Source organism: Brevibacterium moorei, from assembly GCF_024580735.1.
Lineage (GTDB): Bacteria > Actinomycetota > Actinomycetes > Actinomycetales > Brevibacteriaceae > Brevibacterium > Brevibacterium moorei.
This window is the reverse complement of sequence record NZ_JANIJX010000031.1, coordinates 15,145-29,281: the sequence shown is the minus strand read 5'-3', so window position 1 is coordinate 29,281 and position 14,137 is coordinate 15,145. Positions and strand designations below refer to the sequence as shown.

The 14,137-nt window shown below is 69.9% G+C and carries 12 protein-coding genes; 8 read left to right on the top strand and 4 right to left on the bottom strand.

Annotated elements, in window-relative coordinates:
* The first annotated feature begins 127 nt into the window (after positions 1–127).
* The gene (locus NQ034_RS14710) at positions 128–877 is read left to right on the top strand and encodes a DDE-type integrase/transposase/recombinase (protein WP_306428335.1); all 750 of its coding nucleotides are present in this window, start codon (positions 128–130) and stop codon (positions 875–877) included.
* 178 nt (positions 878–1,055) lie between these two features.
* Positions 1,056–2,249: a DUF6204 family protein gene (locus NQ034_RS14705; protein ID WP_257049759.1), complete on the top strand. Its 1,194-nt coding sequence runs from the start codon at positions 1,056–1,058 to the stop codon at positions 2,247–2,249.
* A 177-nt stretch (positions 2,250–2,426) separates the two neighbouring features.
* Here the strand turns inward: NQ034_RS14705 and NQ034_RS14700 are convergent, their stop codons facing one another.
* Both NQ034_RS14700 and NQ034_RS14695 read right to left on the bottom strand, forming a co-directional pair.
* A complete protein-coding gene (locus NQ034_RS14700; protein WP_257049758.1) occupies positions 2,427–3,920 on the bottom strand; it encodes an MFS transporter in 1,494 nt (497 codons plus the stop codon).
* Positions 3,917–4,600, bottom strand: coding sequence for a GntR family transcriptional regulator (locus tag NQ034_RS14695; RefSeq protein ID WP_257049757.1), 684 nt, complete (start codon positions 4,598–4,600; stop codon positions 3,917–3,919). Before NQ034_RS14695 ends, NQ034_RS14700 begins: the two co-directional genes overlap by 4 nt.
* A 108-nt stretch (positions 4,601–4,708) precedes the next feature.
* Here NQ034_RS14695 and NQ034_RS14690 point away from each other — a divergent pair, with 108 nt between their 5' ends.
* From NQ034_RS14690 to NQ034_RS14675, 4 genes are all read left to right on the top strand, one after another.
* A complete protein-coding gene (locus NQ034_RS14690; RefSeq protein ID WP_257049755.1) occupies positions 4,709–5,437 on the top strand; it encodes a sulfite exporter TauE/SafE family protein in 729 nt (242 codons plus the stop codon).
* A gap of 121 nt (positions 5,438–5,558) precedes the next feature.
* Entirely contained in the window at positions 5,559–6,251 is a 693-nt protein-coding gene (locus tag NQ034_RS14685) for a DedA family protein (RefSeq protein ID WP_257049754.1), read from the top strand.
* Positions 6,252–6,418: 167 nt separating this feature from the next.
* Positions 6,419–6,841, top strand: coding sequence for a MarR family winged helix-turn-helix transcriptional regulator (locus tag NQ034_RS14680; protein WP_257049753.1), 423 nt, complete (start codon positions 6,419–6,421; stop codon positions 6,839–6,841).
* Between the two features lie 101 nt (positions 6,842–6,942).
* Positions 6,943–7,584, top strand: a complete 642-nt coding sequence (locus NQ034_RS14675) for a hypothetical protein (RefSeq protein ID WP_257049752.1) — start codon at positions 6,943–6,945, stop codon at positions 7,582–7,584.
* An 80-nt stretch (positions 7,585–7,664) separates the two neighbouring features.
* Here NQ034_RS14675 and NQ034_RS14670 read toward each other — a convergent pair whose 3' ends face one another.
* The gene (locus tag NQ034_RS14670) at positions 7,665–9,644 is read right to left on the bottom strand and encodes an ABC transporter ATP-binding protein (protein WP_257049751.1); all 1,980 of its coding nucleotides are present in this window, start codon (positions 9,642–9,644) and stop codon (positions 7,665–7,667) included.
* Positions 9,641–11,722 (bottom strand): ATP-binding cassette domain-containing protein, encoded by a 2,082-nt coding sequence (locus NQ034_RS14665; protein WP_306428334.1) that lies wholly within the window; start codon positions 11,720–11,722, stop codon positions 9,641–9,643. The genes NQ034_RS14670 and NQ034_RS14665 overlap by 4 nt, the downstream gene beginning before the upstream one ends.
* Positions 11,723–11,892: 170 nt before the next feature.
* Between NQ034_RS14665 and NQ034_RS14660 the strand changes: the two genes are divergently transcribed.
* The gene (locus tag NQ034_RS14660) at positions 11,893–13,332 is read left to right on the top strand and encodes a sensor histidine kinase (protein ID WP_257049750.1); all 1,440 of its coding nucleotides are present in this window, start codon (positions 11,893–11,895) and stop codon (positions 13,330–13,332) included.
* 18 nt (positions 13,333–13,350) lie between these two features.
* Positions 13,351–14,085 carry a response regulator transcription factor gene (locus NQ034_RS14655; protein WP_257049749.1) on the top strand — a complete coding sequence of 245 codons (735 nt, stop codon included), beginning with the start codon at positions 13,351–13,353 and terminating at the stop codon, positions 14,083–14,085.
* Positions 14,086–14,137 lie beyond the last annotated feature (52 nt).

Sequence of the window (14,137 nt, the reverse complement as noted above, 5' to 3'; positions counted from 1 at the left end):
CATTCGGCGATTGACTACCGGCCGCCTGTCGAGGTCCATTCTGAATGGATCGCCCAGTCCGGGACGGAGTCCACGGCCGCTTAGGAAACCAAGAAAAGGAGCCTCTACAAAACCCGGGGCTTGACAGATGCTCGCTTCACGGCGATCGTGGTGGCGGATCGCTGCGCAGATCGAGGATCAGTCGGTGCGGCCTGTTCTCCCGCGGGCGAAGCAGAAACGCTGCCGGCGGGAAGCTCCGCAGGTCATGGCCACCCGTCCGGGGCAGGCATGGTCGTGGGACATTACGGACCTGTACTCACCGTGGGTGGGTAAACGTTTCAAGGCCTACAAGGTCATTGACGTGTTCTCGCGGAAGGTCGTGGGACACAGGGTCGAGGAGTGTGAGTCCGACCAGGTGGCTGTGGAGATGTTCACCGAGGCGATCGGAATGTATGGGGCACCGGAGGTCGTGCATGCTGATAACGGGTCGGCGATGACGTCGAACCGATTACGGGAGTTGCTTGCCGGGTACAGGGTGGAGTCGTCGTTCAACCGACCGTATGTGTCGAATGACAATCCGTTCTCCGAAGCGGCGTTCAAGACGATGAAGTATCGGCCCGGGTACCCGCGGATCTTCGAGACCGTGGGGGACGCTCGTGCGTATGTGGATGGATACGTGCAGTGGTACAACACTGTGCATCGGCATTCCGGTATCGCGTTGTTCACCCCGGAGAGTGTGTTCGATGGGTCATGGCAGCGGTGCTGGCATGACCGGGATCAGGCGTTGCAGGAGTACTACCGGAGACACCGGGGACGCTTCAAGTCACGTCCGGTGACTCCGAAGCCGCCCCACGTCGTGGGTATCAACCTGCCGGAGCACGAAGCAGTCAGAAACTAGCCCGAGTGACTCCACACAGCTTGACACAGAGCGGTGTTGCAGGTTTGCGCATGTCATACGGAAGCGCCCACGACAAGGACGCCCGGACCGGTGCTGAGCCGTGGGGGTGCCGGGCGTGACCCCTCGGACAATTTCAGATACAGGTTGACATCCGAACATCGTTGGATATGCTTGGGTGATGCCCACACGGAAGGAACAACAGGCCCAGACCCGGCGCCGACTCATCAATGCGGCCATGGAACTCTTCGCCCGTGACGGAGTCGGGGCCACATCGCTCAACGCAGTGGCCGAACACGCGGGCTTCAGCCGCGGCGCCGTGCACGGGAACTTCGCCGCGAAGGAGGAACTGGCCGCTGCCGTGCGCCAGGAGATCGCGGAGCTGTTGGAGCCGGTGGCGTACGAGGTCCGGATGGCCGGACCCGGCAACCCGGGCGATCGCCTGCGGACGTGCATCCGGGCATTCCTCCGGTTCGCGGCCCTCTACCCCGAGGTGATCGCGGCGCGGGCGGCGGTGAACGAGTACCTGGTGCGCGCGAGTTGCTCGGCGGGCGCTGACTCGGCCTCGGCCGATGTGTCCGCTGTGCAGGATCCGGTCGCGGTATCGCTCATCGAGCTGTTCGACGAATCCGCCCCCGGAGGCTCAGGGCCTGGTGACCCCGCATGTGGAGGCGCCACCCCCGGAGGCCCCGAAGGTCCTGGTCTGGGAGGCTTCGCTTCCGGAGGCCCGAGGGCAGTGGATCCGGGGCCCGGGCCGGCCGGCGTGACCAGGGCGGTGGCAGTTGCCGGTGCGCTCGACGCGACGGCCTCCCGCTTCCTCCCCGGGCATCCTCTGCCGCTGCGCCGGTCCGAGTTCCGGCGGGCGGCAGATGATCTAGCGGCGCTCTTCGCATGGGCGGGGAGCCCGACATCTCCTGCAAACCCGGCGAAGACCGTGAACTCAGCGAAGACCGCGAACCCCGCGACCGCACGGACCTCCGGGGCCGCGACGGACCCTGCGGCCGCACCAGACGACGATGAAAGGCACACGAAGATGAAACGCACGTACCGCATGACCGTCCGCGGTCGTTTTACCGATCTGACGGAGCAGCAACGGCAGCAGCTGCGCGCCGAGCAGGACGATCACGATATGTTGATCGCGCAGTTCACGCCGGAGGGGATGTTCATGTACCCGCCCGACCTGGGTGGATACCAGTTCCGCTACCTGCTGGTCGTCGACGAGGACAACCCCGCAGACGCCGATGTAGCCGCCCAGTTGGAGGCCGAGGAGCGGGCGGCCTCTGACATCGTGGCTCACGGCCTGGCCGGCCGGATCGTCAAGACCGATTTGACCTGTGTCGAGGACGTCAAGGTCCGCAAGAGCGCTCGGCCGTAGGGCGGATCAACGCATCACCCGGCGCCTGAACGCAACGCAAGCGCAGATTCACATTGTGTGCGGATATATCCGCACACAATGTGAATCTGCGCTTGCTATGCCGGAGTCCTGGCCGGAGTCCTGGCCGGAGTCCTGGCCGGAGTCCTGGCCGGAGTCCTGGCCGGGGGCTGCGCCGACTCAGGCCGCTCCGGCCTCGCCCACGGTGGGGTTCGGCGCTTCGGGTGCACTCGCTCCACCCTGCGCGCCGGCCCCGTCCGCTCCACCGTTCTGCAGGTACTTCGCATCGGCGGGGACGCGGGCGCCGGGCAGATGCCGCCGCCAGGCGCAGGCGACGATCACCAGGCAGATGACCGCCAGCACCAGGCCGCCGAGGAACATCTGCGGATAGCTCAGCCAGGTGTGTGCCCAGGCCAGCATCATGGGGACGAAGAATCCCACATAGGTCAGCGCGTAGAACACCGCGTTGAGGCCGGCCAGATCGTCGGGTCCGGCGATCCGCTGGACCTCGGAGAGTCCGGAGACCAGGGTCAGGCCGTATCCCATGCCCAGCACGACCGCTGCCAGCAGCCCCAGTGCCAGGCTCAGCGTGCTGGCTGCGGGGATCGTCAGGGCAAGGCCCGCGACCACGCAGCACATGCCGATCACGGTGGCCCGCGCCGAACGGCGGGTGTCGATGACGGGACCCAGGGACTGGATGCCCACGCCGAAGCCCAGCGTGACGACGGTGATGAGGCCGGCGAAGGCGATCGGGTAGTTCCCGGCCGAGTCCGACAGCAGGCCGGGCAGCACTGCGTAGGCGCTCGCGGCGGCGCCGAAGACCCAGGGTGCGGCGGGCAGGACGACCAGGAGGAAGCGCTTGTGCTTCATCTTCGGAACCTTGAGGTCTTGCCACAGTGACCTCCGGGCGGGCGCGTCGGCGCCGGCTGCGGCTCCCCGGGTCCCGGTGCTCTCCGCCGCCGAGGTCCCCGCGACGCCGGCGCGGCGGGTCTCCGGGACGCTCAGCAGCCACAGTCCGGTGACGACGGTGATGGCCATGTGCAGGATGTACGGAAGATGCTGGGGCAGGGGCGCGAACTGGGCCAGCACCGCTGCCACGCCGGCCCCGGCCAGGAAGCCCAGGGTCAGTGACATGGATGCGCGCTTGGCGCCGGCGGCCGTACCGGCTCCTGCGGCATCGGAGAGCTCCTTGATCCAGGTCGAGCCGATCGCCATCACCAGGCCCAGGGCGATCCCGCAGAAGATGCGGCCGATGATCATACCGATTTCGCTGTTGGGGGTCAGGGCGATGATGAGCGAACCGATGAGGGCGGCGGGCGCGGCGGGCAGTAGCAGGGGACGGCGGCCGTGGCGGTCGGACAGCGGCCCGCCGATCAGCATGGCGGGCACGATGCCGAACACGTAGGCGGCCAGCATTCCGTCGACCGCGACGGGGGAGAACTCCCCGGAATTGCGGTACATGACCAGCAATGGGGTGAACTCATTGCCGCCCCATGCCACCGCGAACATGGTCGCGGCCACCGCCAGCCAGGACGAGGCCCTGACCCCGGGGCCGGCGGGTGCCTTGGCCCGTGGCGCCCCGGTTCCAGCCTGTGTGCCGGTTCCCCTGTTCACCGGTTCCCCGGGTGTCGTCTGTCGAGGTGTGGCCCCCGGCTGCGCCGCTTTCGCGGTCATTTGAATTCCTTCCGCACCATATCGAAGTGTTCGCGCAGTTCCTGCGCGTATGCGCGGGCGTCTCCGGCGGCCAGATGGTCGGCCAGACGTTCGTGCGAGTCAATGAAGGCCTCGGCGGTTTCGGGCCGGCCGTGTAGGGAGCCGGCGGTCACCCGCTGTTGGCGGTCGCGCAGCAGGTGCGCGAAGTTCGCCAGGATCGTATTTCCCCCGGCCGAGGTGATGGCCAGGTGAAATTCCGCGTCCACCGCCGTGTACTCGGCGACATCGCCGCCGTGGTGGGCCTCGCGCTGCCGGCTGATGAGTTCGTGCAGTTCGTCGATCAGGCGGGTGCGCTGGGCCTGGGGGAGTTCGGCGATGCGCCCGGCGGCGTGGGTTTCGATGAGGTGCCTGGCGTCGAGGATCTCCTCGGCCTCGCCGGGGGCCACGGGCACGACCAGCGCGCCGCGCTTGGGGTAGAGCGCCAGGAAGCCCTCGGTCTCCAGGCGCAGGAAGGCCTCGCGCACGGGGGTGCGGCTGATCCCCAGGTCTTCGGCGACCTCGCCCTCGCTGGTCATCGTGCCGCCGCCCAGGCGTCCGGACAGGATGTCGGCCTTGACGGAGCGGTAGGCGCGTTCCGTGGCCGAGACCGAGGTCCGCCCCGTGTTCGACCCGGCCGCGGCGGGCCTCCTCGAATCGTTCATAAATACATCTTGTATCTATGTTGGCCGTAATTCAAGATCCGGGGTCGGAATGTGAGATGCCAGACGGCTCGTGCGGCGGCGCCGGGCAGAGGCGGATACCGTGGGAAAGTGACCACTACCTTCATCCTCATGCTGTGCGCGGTGCTCGTCGGATCCGTCATCCAACGCGCCACCGGCATCGGCTTCGCGCTCATCTGCGCGCCCTTCATCATCCTGCACCTGGGGCCCGTGGACGGGGTCGTGGCGACCAGCCTGCTGGGCGGGCTCTCGGCCCTGCTCATCTACGCCGGGCACGCCAAGCACGTGGAGTACCGCAAAATCGGCCCCATCACGCTGGCCGCGATCGTCGGGATCGTCCCCGGTGCGCTCATGATGCACTTCCTGCCCGCGCCGCCGATGCAGATCGCCTCCGGCTCACTCATGGTCGTGGCCCTGATCATCAGCCTGTTCGGATCGCGGATGGCGTGGCTGGACTCCGGAGGCGGGCGGATCGGCGCCGGTCTGCTGGGCGGGCTGATGCAGGCGGTGGGCGGCGTGGGCGGGCCCGCGGTCATCGCCTATTCCAACGCCTCGCGCTGGGACCACCGGAAGTTCGCCACCAGTGTGCAGTTCTTCTTCGTCGTCACCGCAGTTGCGGCCGTGGCCATGTTGTGGCGCTGGCCGGCGATGAGTCTGCTCGAATGGGCCGAGGTCCTGGTGGCTCTGGTGGCCGGTACTCTGGCGGGCAATTATCTGGCCCGCTATATGGGTCCGAGGCTGGGGCGGACGGTCAGTATGATCCTGGCCTTCTGCGGGGCGATCATGGTCATCGTCAACGGGGCTCGCGCCCTGGGCTGAGTGGGCCGGTTGCGGGCGCCCCTGAGAACGGGCCCAGACACATCCGCGACAATGTAATGCGTTGATCCCGGCGCGTGCCGCTGTAGGCGCGCGTTGATACCGATGAGTGAGGAACCTCCGCATGTTCGACGTCCTTAGCGCCCTGCCTCAGGCGGCCGACTCCCTCCAGGGGGCGTCCATCGAGGCCTCCGGTCTGCTCGACCCCGGCCCCCTGCTCGAGGCCGCGGGCCCGTGGATGCTGGGCGTCGTCGCGCTCATCGTCTTCATCGAGTCGGGCGTGCTCTTCCCGTTCCTGCCAGGGGACTCCCTGCTGTTCGTCGCCGGCATGCTGGCGCCCAGTATGGGCATCCACATCTGGGCCGTCATCGTCACGGCCTGGATCGCCGCCTTCCTGGGCGATCAGGTGGGCTACCTGCTGGGCCGCAAGTTCGGCCGCCGCTTCTTCAAACCGGACGCCCGGGTGCTGAACACGGTGCGCCTGCAGGCCGCCGAGGACTTCTTCGCCCGCCACGGCGGCAAGTCCCTGATTCTGGCCCGATTCGTTCCACTGGTGCGCACCTTCACCCCGCTGGCGGTGGGGATCGCGGCCTATCCGTATAAGCGCTTCGTGGGTTGGAATGTGGCCGGAGCGATCGGCTGGGGTGCCCTGCTGCCGCTGGCCGGGCACTTCCTGGGCTCGATCGCCATCATCCGTGATCATGTGGACATCTGGGCGATCCTCATCGTGATCGTCAGCGTGCTGCCAGTCGTCATCCCGTGGGTGATCAGCCGCATCAAGCGCGCCCGCGGCGAGCGGAACCGCGAGGTCCTCTGAGCGCGGCCGGCCTCTGAGCCGAGGTTCTGCGGGCTGAGGCCCTGTGAGCCGGCGCGCGCACCGTGCTCCCCACTCCCCGCACACCTCCTCGACCAGACCTCTCCCCCTGCCCAACAACACGGAGCAGGGTCTTGACGGATAGTAACTTAAGTAGTTAAGTTACTTCTATGCCCGATCTCGCGTATGTCCTCCACGACCTCGTCATGACGATGGACGAACAGGCCGGCGCCAAACTGCGCCCCTTCGATCTGACGATGCGCAAGTATGTGGCGCTCACGATCATCGCCGAGCACCCCGGGGTGGCCTCGAAACAGGTGGCGGCATCACTGCGCGTGACCGAGGCCGCGATGAGCGGACTGGTGCGCTCGCTCGGCGCCGCAGGACTTGTCGTCGACGCGAAGGTGGAGGGGGCGGGACGGGCCAAGGCCCTGCGGTTGACCGCGCGGGGGACCGATGTGCAGGAGCGGGCCACCGCGGTACTGGGGCGCTCTTTCGACGACGTCGTGCGGGCCGCAGGCCAGGACCCGCAGGATCTGGCCGACAGACTGCAGCGGATCACCGCCGAACTACTCGAGGATCCGGGCGCATAGCCGGGGTTCGCGCAGCCGGCGATGACGGACCTCGGGGCCGCCGAACCTCGGCACCGGCCGCAAGGAGCCCGCTGCGAACCCGATGAAAGGGAGAACACGCGATGGAAACCAGCTCGACGATCACAGCCGCACTGGGTGCGGCCACCCCGATCCACGTCCCCGTGCCCCTGGCCGCCATCACCCTGGCCCTGTGGGTGGCCCGCGTCGTCATCTTCGCCGTGCTCCACACGATGCGCGCTCCGCGGCACCTGGTGGGCGACACCGTCAGTGACTACGCCAATGGGCCCACCGGCCGCCTGTACACGGTGATGAGCGTGTGCACGGCCCTGGCCTGGGTGTCGACCGCGGCCACCGTGCTGTTCGGACTGCCCGAGTGGGACTACCGGATCCCGTGCGCCGTTCTGCTGCTGATCGCCGCGGTCACCCCGCTGCTCATGCTGGCCGCGCCGATTCCGGAGAAGGGCCGGCCCTTGGGCGTCCAGGGCCTTGTGCACTATGGGCTGGCGATCGTGAACTTCGCCGCCGCGTACTCGCCCATGGACCGGATCGCCGGGCTCACCGGAAACCCTGTGCTCTCGGCCCTGCACATCGTGGCCCTGATCGGGCTGATCGCCTTCTGCGCGAGCCTGGTGCTGCGCAAATTACGCAAGCTGCACAGCATCACAGGACTGCTGGAGCGGGTGTTCCTGTGGTCGGTCGTGCTCTTCTACCTGGTCTTCTCCCTGCTGCTCGCACTGTCCTGAGCCTGGCCGGCGCGGCTCGAGTGGGCGCGCATGGTTCCGGCCTCGGACCCGTCCGGCTTCTGCGCACTACTCCTGCGCGCTCAGCCCCTGGCCGCCAAACGATTGAAGGCCGATTCCGGTATTGCCCGCAGTGCGCCGGCCGTCCCGCGTTCGAGGACCCGGCCGGCATCGAGGACCACCACGGGTGCCGCATCGGGCACCAGATCCGTGCGGTGCGTGATCTCCAGGACCGTGAACCGGCCGGTGGGCCCTGACCCCGCCGCGGTGCGCAGTGCATCGCGCACCCGCTCGGCGCCGGCGGCGTCCAACTGGCTCAGGGCCTCGTCGAGGACGAGGACCTGGGGCCCGGCGACCAGCGCGCGGGCCAGCGCCAGGCGCTGCAACTGGCCACCTGACAGGGCCCTGCCACGACCCTTGACGGGGGTGTCCAGTCCGGCTTCGAGGCCCTCGGCCCACGTGCCCAGATCCGCGATGCGCAGTGCCAGGCGGAGCTCGTCGGTGGTGGCGTCGGGTGCGCCCAGGCGCAGATTGTCCGCCAGGGTCCCGGTGACCAGCGCGGGGGACTGGGGGACCAGGGCCACCCGGCGGCGCAACTCGTCGAGTGGCAGGCCGCGGATGTCGGCGCCGGCCAGGCGGACCGAGCCGGACTGCGGATCCCAGCCGCGCAACAGCAGATCCGCCGAGGTCGACTTCCCCGAACCCGAAACCCCCAACAGGTAGGTCCAGGACCCGGGGGCGACGGTGAAGGAGACGTCCGTCAGCGCCGCCGGGTCCTCCGGCGCGTACCGGAAGGTCACATGCTCGAAGGCCACGGCGGGGGTTGTGGCGTGCTCCGGAGAGTGGCCGGAAACCGTCGTGGTTCGGCCGGAATCGGCGGATTCCCCCGGTGCCTCGGCGCCACGCGGCCGGGTGCCCGGTGAGCTCTGCGGCACGGTGCGCGGTGAGTCGCGCACGGTGGGCGCGGCCTCGCACACGGTGTAGACGCGGGCGGCCGCGGCGAAGGACTCGTCCAGGCCATCGACGAAGTCGGCGATTCCCCTGGTGGGTGCCCACAGGCCGATCGCCACCGCCAGCGCCAGGGCGAGCGGGCCGATGGAGCCGCTTCCGGTCACCCCGTCGGCTGTTTCGCCCGAGGCCCCCGGCACCAGCGCTGCGCACACCACCAGCGCCACGATCTGGCCCAACTCCAACAGCCGGATGATCCCGGCCCGGATCGCGCCGGACCTGCCGGCACGGGCCCGCTGCCGCACCAGAACGGCGTCGGCGGAGTCCAAGCCCGCCAGACGGGCCCCGTCGGCTTCGTAGGCCAGGGCCTCGCGCAGGCCGCCCAGATCGTCGCCCAGATGAGCGGTGACCCGGCCCCGGTCGGCGGCGATCCGCCGGGCGGAGGCCCATGAGGATCCGCCCGAGCCCAGCGAGACCAGCAGGATCGCCACGGTGAACACCGCGAGCACCCCGGCCAGCGGCCAGGCGACCGCGCCGCCCAGCCAGAGCAGCGCGATGGCGGGCACGACGAAGGCGGTGACCGCCGGCGGGAAGGTGTGGGCGAAGAACACCTCGATCCGGTCGATGTCGCGGGTCGCCCGACCGGTGAGTTCCGCGGCCCCGCGGCCCGTGGTGGCCGCCGGTGCCTGCGGGACCAGGCAGGCGAAGAATAGTTCGCGCAGCCGTTGCAGAGCGGTGAACGCGACCCAGTGGCCCGCATAGTGCTCCAGATAGCGCAGGAATGCCTTGAGCAGCGCGATGCAGACGAGCACCACGACGATGATGCCCAGGTGCAGCTCCGCCGGCGCGCTCGAGGCCCCGGTCCGGATCTGGGTCCCGGCGGCGACCGCGCGCTGCAGGGCGAACACGGCGGTGACCCACAGTGCGATGCCGGCCAGTTGATCGCCGATCCGCGCGAGCACCGACACGCCCAGGATCGGCACCAGCCGGCGCGTATGGGAGACCAGCCAGCGGGTCAGGAACATCCGGGTGGAGTGCTGTGCCGTAACCGCGGGTCGCGAGGACGGCGCCCCAGCGCCGCCCGCAAGCGCGGCCCCGTCTGTCTGGGCGCTCATACGCGGGTCTCCTGTCCGTCGGTGGGTTCCGTGGTCGTGTCGCCGTGTGTGGAACCGGTTGAGCCGGTCGGATCAGTCGGACCGGCCGGGGTCCCGGCCTGGATATCGCGGATGTCGATGACGCGGTCGGCGGCGCGGATCGCAGCCGGCCGGTGCGCGATCATGAGCACGGTGCGCCCTGCGACCAGGCGGTCCAGGGCGTCGAGCACCTGTGCCTCGGCAGCCAGCCCGACCTGGGAAGTCGGTTCGTCGAGGATCAGGATGTCACCGGAAGCGTTGCCGGCCTGCGATCCGGCACCCGAGCGTGCACCCGCACCCGTACTGGCACCAGCGCCAACACCAGCACCCGGAGCCGCCTGTCGCAGGGCAGCGCGCGCGATCGCCAGGCGTTGCGCCTGTCCGCCGGACAGGGACTGTCCGCGCGCGCCAACGGGTTCGTCCAGACCGCGCGGCATGGCGCGGACCTCGGTGGACAGGCCGACGGTGTCCAGCGCGGTCCACAGGGCGTCCTCGGGTGCGCCCGGCCGGGCCAGGCGCAGGTTGTCCGCAATGGACCCCTCGAACAGATAGGGGGCCTGTTCGACGACGGTCAGCCGGGCCCGGATGCCCGCGGGATCGGTGGTCCGGGTGTCGGCGCCCGCGATGAGCACCTGCCCGGACTCCGGGGTGAGCTGGGCCTGCAACAAGGCGCTGATCGTGGACTTGCCGGCGCCGCTGGGGCCGACCAGCGCGACCTGCTCGCCGGGTTCGATGCGCAGGTTCGCGTGTGCGATCACGGGCCGGCCGGTCTTCCAGCCGCCGGTCACATCGCGCAGTTCGAGGGCGGCCGGGGCCACCTCGCCGGCTACGGAGCCGGTCTCCGCTGCGGTGGCACCGGAGCCGCTGTGGCTGAAACTGTTGTCCCCGGCCTCGGCCACCTCGGCCTGCCGGCCCTGCGCACCGCTTCGGGCAGCGGCCCCGGCCACCGCATCCGGGGCCAGATGGTCCGCGATCTGCCGCTGGGAGGCGCGCCCGGCGATCCCGATGTAGAAGAACTGGCCGATGATGTCGACGGGCCCGATGACCAGCACGGTCAGCAGCACGATCGCCAGGGCCTGTCCCGGGCCGATCTGCCCGCCGGCCAGGCGTGCGGTGGCCAGTGCGGTCGCCGCGACCGTGATGCTCAGGCTGAATGCGGCGTCGACGACGAAGATGAGCAGCTGATTGCCCGCCAGCAGTTTCATAATGGACCGGCGGTGGGAGTCCCCGGCCGCGGCCAGATCGGCGGCGGTCCGATCCGCTGCGCGCGCGTAGACCAGGGTGCCCAGATTCTCTACGGCCTCCAGGAACGCTGCGGTCAAGCGGCCCTGTGACCTGCGGTAATTCGCGCCGATCGGCTTGACCAGGCGCTGGAAGGCGCCCACGGCCAGTGGTACCAGGATGATCAGCAGGACCAGCCAGCCGGCGGTCACCGGGTCGACGAAGACCGCCATGAGGGCCAGGACCAGCAGTGGGGTGCTCATGGCGCCCAACATGGGGCCCAGGAAGCCTGCGCGATAGTTCGCGGTCTTCTCTACCGCGTGCGTGGACAGGGACAACAGCTCGCCCGCCCTGCCCGAGGCCGCCACCGGGCCGCGTTGGAACACCCGGCCCAGGATCGCCTGCCGCAGTTTGCGCTCCGTCTGCGCGCCGGCCCAGGCCGAATACCAGTCTCCGGCGGTCACCGCGGCCGCGGCGAGCACCGCCAGGATGATGAGAGCGGTCAGGGTTCCGGGCCGCACGGTGCCGGCCTGATCGATCGCAGTGCCCACCTGCCAGAACAGCAGCGCGGTCGCCGCGCTGGCCAGCCACGCCAGGCCCGCCGAGATCCACAGACCCCCGCGCGGAACGGCACCCTTGACCGCGGCGAGCCCCGCCGGGTCCGCCTTGCCACCGGGACGCCCTCCCGGATGGCCGGGGTTCCCGCTGTGCGGGCGCTCACCCGCCCCGCCGCCCGGGCTGGCATTGCCCGGATGCCCGCCGCCCTGGCGCTGGGCCTTCGGTTGGCCGGCCGGGCCGTGCGGGGTGCCGCCTGGGCCGGAATGGTGTTGGGAGGGCATGGGGCCTCGCGCTCCGATCTACCGTTGTACTGAGGTGGTCCTTATCCCAAGAGTAGTCGGGGGCTCGGACACGGGCGGCCGGGGCAGCCGATTCCCGCGAACCCCACGCATCGAGTCGTACGATATATGAGGAAAGACGCAGGGAAGCGCCCTGCCGCAGGAGGCCGATCGTGACCCATCCGGCACCGCATCGCGTGGCCGCCCAGCCCCTCTGGCACTTCATCCGCGGCCCGCGTGCGGTCGACTTGCCGATCAGGCTGCTGCTCCTGGGGCTGGCCATTGCGCTCGCGGTGCTGCCGAACAGTGGTCTGGCCTCGGTGCTGACCATGGCGCCCGGCACGCCCCTGCCCGAGCCAGCCCCCACCGGAGCCCTGCCGACGGATCCCGTCCCCACCGCGCTGCGGATCCTGGCCTCGGCGCTGTTGATCTGCGCCGGGTTCGCCCCCTTGGCCGGAGGATGCGCGGCCGGTGTGGCGGCGGTGGGTTTCGCCCTGGCCTGGCCGCACCTCGTCAGCCCCCTCCTCGATGTCGTCACGATGTGCGCAGTGCTGCTGTTGTCCTTCAAACGCTGGTGGAGCGCCGGGGTCTTGGCCGTGTGCGGCCTGGCGCTGACCGCGGTATTCGGACGGGTGCCGGCCGAACACCATATTGCGCAGGACCTGGCATCCTTCCTGGGCACGCTGGCCGTCGGCGCCCTGTTCGCCTGGGGCGTGTGCATTATGGACGCCAGGATCGAGCGCGACGCCCGGGCCCGCGAGGCCGATGCCCTGGCCCATCAGCGGGAGCTCGACCGGGTGCGCCTGCAGGCGGCGATGGATACCCACGACTCCGTGACGCACGGCCTGACGACCGAATCCCTGGTGATCAGACACCTCATCGCCGAGGCGCGCGAAACAGGCCGCGACACCGCAGACCTGGTGGAACTGGCGTTGATCAACGCGCGCACGGTGCAGGAACTCCGCCTGCTGCTGGCCAAGCTGCGCGCGGGAACGGGATACGGCATCGGCGGTCCCACGCCCGACCAATCCGGGCCCGAAGCTGAGTCCGAGGCCTGGGCCGCCGCGGAGTTCGCCCGGGCCCTGGAGCGCGGAGCCCGCGCGATGGAGGGTGCGGCAGAGGCCTCGGGCTTCAAACTGCGCATCGTGGTCGGCGAGCTGCCTCAAGCCATTCCCCATGCGCTCGCGGCGGAGGTGATCCGGATCGTGCAGGAACTGGTGACGAATATGATCCGGCACGGCACTTCGGCAAGCGGCGCGGAGCCACACAGTACGGAGGTACCCGGCACGGAGACGAGCGATGCGAAGACGAACGGCAAGCGCACCGGCCGGGTGGAGGTCGGGCGCGCGGGGCCGGCCGCCGGACTGCTGATCCGGGCCGCTAATCCCTGTGCGGCCGAGGCCTTGGGCAGTCGACCCCGTACCGTCGCCGGGCGGGCCGCGGCCCTGGGTGGGACGTGTGCGGTCGAGGTAGTACCCGGTGCCGGCGGCTGCGAGTACACGGTGACGGTGGTCCTGCCGCTCGGGTCGGCCGGCGAACCCGCGGGCGGTGCGGATCTTGCACGTCGAGCAGATCTCGCCCGTTCGGGGGATGCGCGCGGCACCGGTCTGTGATGGGCTGAGGGGATGTCCATGCTCAGCGTGTTGATCGCCGATGACGACCATTGGGCCACCCGTGGCTTGGCCCGCGCCCTGGCCGGCGAGCCCGAGCTGCTCGTTCTGCCGCCCGTGCACTCCGGCGCCGAGGCCGTGGCCGCCCACCGCGCCCACCGCGCCCACCGCCCCTCGGTGACGCTGATGGATCTGCGGATGCCCGGGGAGGTCAATGGCATCGACGCGATCAAGGCGATCCGGGGCGAGGACCCCGCCGCCCGGATCCTGGTGATCACCGCCGAGGCGCCCGGCCCGCAGCTGGTCCGCGCGATTGAGGCGGGCGCTCTGGGGGTGATCGGCAAGGCCGCGCGCGACGAGGCCGTGCGCACCGCGGTGTTGGCGGCGGGCGGGGCCGGTACCGGTGCCGGCGGCGATGAGCCCCGTCTGCTGTGTGGCCTGGTCGATGATCTGCTGGTGGCCGGCGACCCGCGGCTGATGGGGGAGCCCCATCGGGCCGGGGAGCCCTGTCGGACCGGGGTCTCGCGGTTCGGCGACCAGGGTGCGGCACCTGTCGTGCCCGAGGAGCCGACCGCAGCGGAACTCGCAGTCCTCAAGGAGGTGGTGCGGGGCAAGGGGTACGCGCAGATAGCGGAGGACCTGTTCATCTCCGTGGCCACGGCCAAGAGCCACACGAAGGCGCTGCGTCGCAAACTGTACGCCGGCAATCTGGCGCAACTGGTGGTCCGCGCTCTGGAATACGGGTATGTGTCCTGAGGGTGCTGGGCCGAGTGTCACGGCACTCCGGTCCTGATCACCCGTGATTCCT

Coding starts and splice junctions, on each gene's coding strand:
- NQ034_RS14685 (WP_257049754.1), top strand. CDS start 5,559: ATGTTCGACGTCCTTAGCGCCCTGCCTCAGGCGGCCGACTCCCTCCAG.
- NQ034_RS14665 (WP_306428334.1), bottom strand. CDS start 11,722: ATGCCCTCCCAACACCATTCCGGCCCAGGCGGCACCCCGCACGGCCCG.
- NQ034_RS14705 (WP_257049759.1), top strand. CDS start 1,056: ATGCCCACACGGAAGGAACAACAGGCCCAGACCCGGCGCCGACTCATC.
- NQ034_RS14695 (WP_257049757.1), bottom strand. CDS start 4,600: ATGAACGATTCGAGGAGGCCCGCCGCGGCCGGGTCGAACACGGGGCGG.
- NQ034_RS14675 (WP_257049752.1), top strand. CDS start 6,943: ATGGAAACCAGCTCGACGATCACAGCCGCACTGGGTGCGGCCACCCCG.
- NQ034_RS14710 (WP_306428335.1), top strand. CDS start 128: ATGCTCGCTTCACGGCGATCGTGGTGGCGGATCGCTGCGCAGATCGAG.
- NQ034_RS14680 (WP_257049753.1), top strand. CDS start 6,419: ATGCCCGATCTCGCGTATGTCCTCCACGACCTCGTCATGACGATGGAC.
- NQ034_RS14700 (WP_257049758.1), bottom strand. CDS start 3,920: ATGACCGCGAAAGCGGCGCAGCCGGGGGCCACACCTCGACAGACGACA.
- NQ034_RS14670 (WP_257049751.1), bottom strand. CDS start 9,644: ATGAGCGCCCAGACAGACGGGGCCGCGCTTGCGGGCGGCGCTGGGGCG.
- NQ034_RS14655 (WP_257049749.1), top strand. CDS start 13,351: ATGCTCAGCGTGTTGATCGCCGATGACGACCATTGGGCCACCCGTGGC.